Origin of the sequence: Viridibacillus arvi (genome assembly GCF_001274945.1) — a bacterium.
GTDB classification, from domain to species: domain Bacteria; phylum Bacillota; class Bacilli; order Bacillales_A; family Planococcaceae; genus Viridibacillus; species Viridibacillus arvi.
Genome location: NZ_LILB01000002.1, coordinates 1 through 1,540 on the forward strand (window position 1 = coordinate 1; position 1,540 = coordinate 1,540).

The 1,540-nt window shown below is 57.9% G+C and carries 1 protein-coding gene; it reads left to right on the forward strand.

Annotated features, from left to right (window positions below):
• A partial coding sequence (locus tag AMD00_RS09370; protein ID WP_169786340.1) for a collagen-like domain-containing protein occupies nt 1-1,540 on the forward strand: 1,540 nt, incomplete at both ends.

Genomic DNA, 1,540 nt, shown 5'->3' on the forward strand with positions numbered 1-1,540 from the left:
GGGAACAACTGGTGTAACCGGAGAAACCGGAGCAACTGGAGAAACAGGTCCAACAGGACCAACGGGAGCGACTGGAGAAACCGGAGCAACGGGAGCGACTGGAGCAACAGGACCAACAGGAGCAACAGGAACAACAGGAACAACCGGAGAAATCGGAGCAACTGGAGAAACCGGACCAACAGGAGCAACTGGTGCAACGGGAGCAACTGGTGAAACAGGTTCAACGGGATCGACTGGAGCAACGGGAGCAACTGGGTCGACCGGAGAAACCGGAGAAACCGGAGCAACTGGAGAAACCGGACCAACAGGAGCAACTGGTGCAAAGGGAGCAACAGGAGCGACTGGTGAAACAGGTTCAACGGGAGCAACTGGGTCGACCGGAGCAACTGGTGAAACAGGTCCAACAGGACCAAGGGGAACAACGGGAGCGACTGGAGCAACGGGATCGACTGGAGAAACAGGAGCAACGGGATCGACTGGAGCAACGGGATCGACTGGAGAAACAGGACCAACGGGAGCAACTGGGTCGACCGGAGCAACAGGACCAACAGGAGCAACAGGGTCAACCGGAGAAACCGGAGAAACCGGACCAACAGGAGCAACTGGTGCAACGGGAGCAACAGGAGCGACTGGTGAAACAGGTTCAACGGGAGCAACTGGGTCGACCGGAGCAACTGGTGAAACAGGTCCAACAGGACCAACGGGAACAACTGGAGCAACGGGATCGACTGGAGAAACAGGAGCAACGGGAGCAACGGGATCGACCGGAGCAACTGGTGAAACAGGTCCAACAGGACCAACGGGAGCAACGGGATCGACTGGAGCAACAGGTCCAACTGGAGCAACAGGACCAACGGGACCAACCGGAGCGACTGGAGCAACAGGATCAACTGGTGCAACAGGGTCGACCGGAGCAACTGGATCAACTGGAGCGACAGGAGTCACCGGGCCGACCGGAATAACTGGAGCAACGGGAGCAACTGGGGCAACGGGAATCACAGGACCGACTGGAGCAACGGGATCAACTGGAGCGACAGGAGTCACCGGGCCGACCGGAATAACTGGAGCAATAGGACCAACTGGGGCAACGGGAATCACGGGACCAACAGGAATCACGGGACCAACAGGAATAACTGGATCAACTGGAGCGACAGGAAATACAGGACCAACAGGACCAACAGGAGTTACGGGTCCGACTGGAATAACTGGAGCAACAGGACCGACTGGAGCAACGGGATCAACTGGAGCGACAGGAAATACAGGACCAACAGGACCAACCGGAGCGACAGGTGCAACAGGAGTCACCGGGCCGACCGGAATAACTGGAGCAACGGGATCAACTGGGGCAACGGGAATCACGGGACCGACCGGAATAACTGGAGCAACGGGATCAACTGGGGCAACGGGAATCACGGGACCGACTGGAGCAACGGGGTCAACTGGAGCGACAGGAAATACAGGTCCAACGGGACCAACAGGAGTTACGGGTCCGACTGGAATAACTGGAGCAACAGGACCGACTGGAGCAACGGGGTCAACT